The 5,332-nt window shown below is 54.5% G+C and carries 6 protein-coding genes; 5 read left to right on the top strand and 1 reads right to left on the bottom strand.

Annotated features, from left to right (window positions below; translation table 11 throughout):
* Positions 1-303 precede the first annotated feature (303 nt).
* The 5 genes from IGS51_RS12550 to mgtE all read left to right on the top strand — a co-directional run bounded on the left by IGS51_RS12550 (position 304) and on the right by mgtE (position 3,760).
* A complete protein-coding gene (locus tag IGS51_RS12550; RefSeq protein WP_297078700.1) occupies positions 304-441 on the top strand; it encodes a hypothetical protein in 138 nt (45 codons plus the stop codon).
* Positions 442-584: 143 nt separating this feature from the next.
* Positions 585-911 carry a hypothetical protein gene (locus IGS51_RS12545; protein ID WP_297078699.1) on the top strand — a complete coding sequence of 109 codons (327 nt, stop codon included), beginning with the start codon at positions 585-587 and terminating at the stop codon, positions 909-911.
* Between the two features lie 405 nt (positions 912-1,316).
* The gene (locus tag IGS51_RS12540) at positions 1,317-1,757 is read left to right on the top strand and encodes a hypothetical protein (protein ID WP_297078698.1); all 441 of its coding nucleotides are present in this window, start codon (positions 1,317-1,319) and stop codon (positions 1,755-1,757) included.
* A 47-nt stretch (positions 1,758-1,804) separates the two neighbouring features.
* On the top strand, positions 1,805-2,197 hold the full coding sequence (locus tag IGS51_RS12535) for a hypothetical protein (protein ID WP_297078697.1): 393 nt from the start codon (positions 1,805-1,807) through the stop codon (positions 2,195-2,197).
* Positions 2,198-2,383: 186 nt separating this feature from the next.
* A complete protein-coding gene (mgtE, locus tag IGS51_RS12530) occupies positions 2,384-3,760 on the top strand; it encodes a magnesium transporter (RefSeq protein ID WP_297078696.1) in 1,377 nt (458 codons plus the stop codon).
* A 127-nt stretch (positions 3,761-3,887) separates the two neighbouring features.
* Here mgtE and IGS51_RS12525 read toward each other — a convergent pair.
* Positions 3,888-5,332: HAD-IC family P-type ATPase (locus tag IGS51_RS12525; RefSeq protein WP_297078695.1), on the bottom strand; the 1,445-nt coding region annotated here is incomplete at its 5' end.

Raw genomic sequence — 5,332 nt, 5'->3', positions numbered from 1 at the left:
GCATGATCCTGCCTTTCACCCCCATCGGAGCGGGCTTGGGCATGGTGCCCCTACCAGCCAATTATTTTATTTGGCTGTGGTTGATTCTAGGTTCCTACTGCCTGCTGACTCAATCTCTCAAAGGGTTCTATATCCGTACCTTTGGCAAGTGGCTATAGGGCGCAAGTTCTCCTCTCGCGAGTGCTAGCTATCCCGTAAGGCTCCGGCTAGCTGGGGTAGCTAGCGCCTTTCCTGAGTCAAGATTTGATTTGTTTCTAGTTTGTGTTTCGCTTCATTCTTATCTGTGATTTGGAGGTTGGGTCAATGCTGGTGTTAGAAAACATCTGGGTAGCGCTTTTCGCTGTTGCTGCCACCTTTATCGGGTACTACGTTTTGGTCTACTTCATTGTGGTGGTGCTGATGAAACAGGGCGTTCCCCAACAGCGCCGACCTCGGTATTGATCCTGCTGTTGCAGTGACTCTCTCATCTTTAGGTTTGAAGCACCGAAGACACAAAGCCCACCAAGAAACTCTGTGTCCTCCGTGCCTCTGTGGTGAAAATTTCCTAACAAACCAAGCGACACATCCACACAAAGGAGGCAATCATGAAAAAAACGCAACTCCAACAATTTGCCGGCCCGATTGCCCGCTATCGGGGGGTCAAAGATCCATTCAGCGTGGAATTTAACGCGCATCTCCAGTCCTTTGCCCATCGAGTGTCCCTGCTAGCCTGCCTGCATACGGGGGGAAAACTTCAAACCCAGGATCTCTATCCGCAATTGCTGACCCTTTGGGACGAGTTGCAGCCCTACCTGTCTTTGGTGGCTGATGGCGATCAAAGCTCAGTGCAGGAGCAAGATGCTTTGGATACTCGATTGCCATTGAAGGACACTGCGGGCGATCGCCTCTCCTCCGCGCTGGATGGCTATTAAAAAAAAGGGCAGCATGGCGACCCAATTCTTGCGACTCCGTACCCAACTGGGCAGAGCCTTGAGGCAGCGTTATCGCAGCAGGCGACTGGCATTTTCTCTCTATTGCGCTCTGGCAAACCGTGAATCCATGAAAGCTCGTCAAGAGATTTTAATAACCTTGGCCCGGAATGCAGAACGTGCAGCAGCAGACGATGCCATTCGCTTACTGCGCTTAAATTTGCCTGTACCCGATGAACCTGCTTGCAGCCATTCTCTCTGGCAACAATTCTTGCTGTTTTGTGGTTTGCGGGTCACGATGCTCTGGCTTGAGTGGCAGGAGAAGCGAGCGACTTGTCGATGCCTGCAAGTTTTCAGTTCTCACCGTTAGCGGTGGTTTCATTCCAGAAGTCATTCAGGAGGTGAACGATGGCTGACAATGCCTTGACCCCATTAAAGCAAGAAATTTCAGCAGCCTTGACTCACCTTCAAAGCATTGAAGAGCGGGCACGATCGCTGACTGAAATTGATCTGGAACGACGATTGCTTGCTTTTGAACTCTTGGGAGAAGGGTTGGCGATCGCGGTGTTGCCTTATCTACCACCCACGATCCAGGTAGAGTTGTTGCAAACCATGAATGCGGCAGCCCTGATGCAGATCCTGGAAGCGATGGAATCCAGAGAGCGCCATCAGCTATTGGCCAGCCTGCCTACTAGGGCGATCGACGGCTTGATCGCCAAATTAAACGAAGAATTTCAAGCGGCTGTTTTCGAGTTGTTGAGTGTCCCGCAGCCGCCGTCAGTTTCATTTACGGATGGCCCCGATTGTAATTATCCCGATTGGTGGGAGATCGATGATTGCGGTGATTAATTCTGGCACACAAAATGGTTCTCAATTTTTTTGCTATGGGGAGATGAATGATGCCTTGCACAGTACTGGATAGCTTATTAGAAAGCCTGACTGGGCTGGACGTGATGGCGCGCCAGATTAATCAACTCAGTGTGACTGAGATCGCGCGATCGCTGCCCTATATCCCCCTTCATCGGCAGGGGTTAATTCTGTTATTGCTCGAAAAAGACAAAGCCGTTTCAGTCTTCAAGCAGCTTCAGGTGAGTGAGCAGGCAAAGCTGATTCAGGAGATGGATCTGCCAGAAGCGATCTGGTTGCTGGCGGCTCTGCGCCCCATTGATCGCCATCAGATTTTTGCCAATCTGCCGACTGCGATGCGCGAGGAATTTGTAGCCACCATGACCAGCGAATTCTGCCGCGCCACTTCTGCCCTACGCGGCATCATGGTTCGCAGCCTGTAGAGCGTTGTACTCAATCAGAAAGAGGAGACACAAATGACGTAAGTAAAAGGTAACAATCAACCGCCTACCCTGCTACAGATAGCTTGTAGTAAGGACTTAAGTCCTTACTACAAACTAATGGGTCATGTAGCTAGCTTTTGGAGAATTGGTATAACCCGTTCAACTGTCAACGAGGGGAGATTTCTCATGACGCAAAACACATTCAAAGAACTACTGAACCAGCCAAAGGGGTTGGGTGCAGCTAAGCTAACGGCTAATCAACTGAGCGTACCGGAGCTAGTGCGATCGCTGCTAGAGATTGACCTACCCCAGAGGGTTCTGGCGTTTCGACTGCTGGATAAGGATAAGGCGATCGCCGTTTTTGAAATGCTCAGTCCCGATGGGCAAGCTGACCTGATTCGGCAGATGTCTGATCCGGAAATTTTGCCGATTCTAGAAGCCCTTGAACCCGAACAGCGGGTTCGTTTGTTTGAAGAGTTACCTGCCAAGGTCACCAAGCGCCTCCTTACCCAGCTCAGACCCACCTCCCGCGAGGCAGTCGATTTGCTGCTGGGCTATCCCGAAGGAAGTGCTGGGCGGCGGATGAGCTTGCGCTATCTAGCGGTACGAGAAGGCACAAAAGTCAGTGCAGTTCTGGCCTCCGTGCGAGAATCCCAGCTTGGAGATGATGACCTGGACTTGGTGTTTATTATTGACCAGCAGGGGGTTTATCGAGGCTTTGTCCGCACCGTGCGCCTGATCAAAGCCAACCCAGAACTACTGATTGAGCAGTTGGCGGACGGACGGGATATTGCCATCAGCGCTACTTCGCCCGAAATGCAGGCGGCGCGTTTGCTCAAAGATTACGACCTGCCTGCTGTTCCAGTGCTAGACAGCGAGGGACGGCTTGTCGGCGATCTGACCTTTGACGATGTAATTGACGTGATCGAAGAGGAAGCATCGAGCGCGGCTCTGGCCCAAGCAGGGGTCGGGGGACTGCTAACCCGTGACCAAGCCTGGAGTGAAAAGTTGGTTCGCGGGCCGATTCGCTACGCGGTTCAGCTTCGGATTTTGTGTCTAATCATCACGCTAATTGGCGGCATGGTGGTTGGGGGGGTGATTCAAAACTTCGAGGAAATTTTAGAAGCTGTCGTTGTTGTGGCAATTTTCATTCCGGTGGTGATGGACATGGGCGGAAATGTGGGAACCCAATCTACGACGGTGTTTGCTCGTGGGCTGGCCTGGAGCCATATTGATATTCGGCATTACGGAAGTTACTTATTTCGGGAATTCCGCATTGGCGCAATCATGGGCGCAATCTTGGGGACGGTTGGGGGGGCGATCGCCTATTTCTGGCAGGGTGCCCCCAACGGGGTGCCCCAGCTTGGGCTGGCCGTTGGGCTATCCCTTTTTGCAGTGATTACGTTAGCCGCCGTTTTGGGGGCGCTGCTGCCCTGGCTTCTTCTCAGGCTCGGTTTTGATCATGGCCCGGCTGCCGATCCGTTCATTACCACGATCAAAGACTTTACTGGGCTACTGCTCTACTTTTATCTAGTTTCTGTGCTGCTGGGCATTCAAACCTGATTAATGGTCGCTGCATTCATTGCCGCTGCAAACGGGAGGGGTGCAATAGAACCTGAAGCGCACTCCTCCAAGCTCACGGATTGTCTTGGATCGGATCTCCAGGAAAAAATCCACGGCTGATTCCCCATTAGTTCTCCATCCAAAATGGGCGGAGGGCATTCAGCAAGGCCAGCAGGTTGGCAGTGTTATTAATCGTCACCACCAGCACTGGATCGAGCAGCAGCAGCACGCCGAGGGTAGTGGCCGTGAGGTTGGGCAGAGTAATCAGGGCGATGTTTTGCTTCACCGTGGCGATCGCCGCATCGGCCAGTTCAAAGGCAGTCACCAGCGTCGTGAGGCGGCCCTGGGGCAAAGTCAGGTCAGCAATATCCCGGATGGGTTGGTAGGACTGGTGGGTGCCGACGGCCACATCGGCGTAGCGCAGAGCCGGGTAGTCATCCATCCCTTCCCCCATGTAAATTACGGTATGGCCTGCGGCTTGTAGTTGACAGACGAACTCTTTTTTATCCTGGGGGCTGAGTTCGGAGCGAATGTAGTCGGGGGAAAGCCCTACTTGGGCACCAATTGCTGCTGCCAGTTGGGGAGCCCCGCCCGTGACCATGTATACGGTCATCCCCCGATGTTTCAGACGGGCAATCGCCGCCTCTGCCTCTGGCCGCACCTGGGCACAGCAGACAATCTGCCCCAGCAAGCGACCCCCCTGCGCTGCATAGACATACCAGTAGCCGTGGTGTTGCCCGTCCTGGCTACCTGCTGGCCCGTCAAATTCTTCAGGAAAGAACACGCCGGCCTGTTGCAGATAGTTGCGGCTGCCGACCACCACCCGTTGCCCATCAATCTGAGCGGAGACTCCCAGCCCGGGGCCCTGTCTTGGGTAGCAGGCTTCGCTCTGGGGCAGCGTTAATCCTAGGGCGCTGGCTTTGGCTATGATGGCGCGGGCGACAGGGTGCTGCCACTCGGTTTGGTCGCACTGCTCGACAGCGGCGGCCAGAGCCAGCAGGGCAGGGGCTGGGTCGGCGATTGAATTAGGCAGTAGAGATTCGGCTCCGGGCGCGATCTGCACGTCAACAACGGATAGGTCGGCTTCGGTCAGGGTGCCTGTGCGGGCAAAGACGACGGTATCGGCCGCTGCGAGGGTTTCAAACACCCGACCCGAGCGCACGTCAATTTGCAATCGCTGCGCCCGCTTCATCATGGCCAGAATGGCGGTGGGGGTAGACAGGTGAATCCCCGTAATCAGATCAAGCTGGAGGAGCGCCAGGGCCCGCTCTAGGTTTTGGGTGAGCAGGTAGAGGATCGCAGAGAGGGCCAGGGTCGGGAGGACGAGCGTTTGTCCTACGGCCTTGGCATAGTCACTCAGTTCTGTTTGCTGGAGGGGGGCCGCTTCAGCGAGTTCTAATTCCTGACCGTATTGGGTCTCTGTCCCCAGTGCTTCCACCTCTATGATCAGTTCTCCGTCTATGAGGGTGCTGCCGTAGAGAATTCGCTTGCCCTCGCTACGGGGCAGGGGGGCGGGTTCGCCAGTCAGGTTGCTGAGATCCAGCCACGCTTCCCCAGCGAGGATGCGGCCGT

Origin of the sequence: Thermoleptolyngbya sp. M55_K2018_002, assembly GCF_015295965.1 — a bacterium.
In the GTDB taxonomy this organism is placed as follows: domain Bacteria; phylum Cyanobacteriota; class Cyanobacteriia; order Elainellales; family Elainellaceae; genus Thermoleptolyngbya; species Thermoleptolyngbya sichuanensis.
The sequence above is the reverse complement of the archived record's forward strand: the minus strand, read 5'-3'. Positions and strand labels throughout refer to the sequence as shown.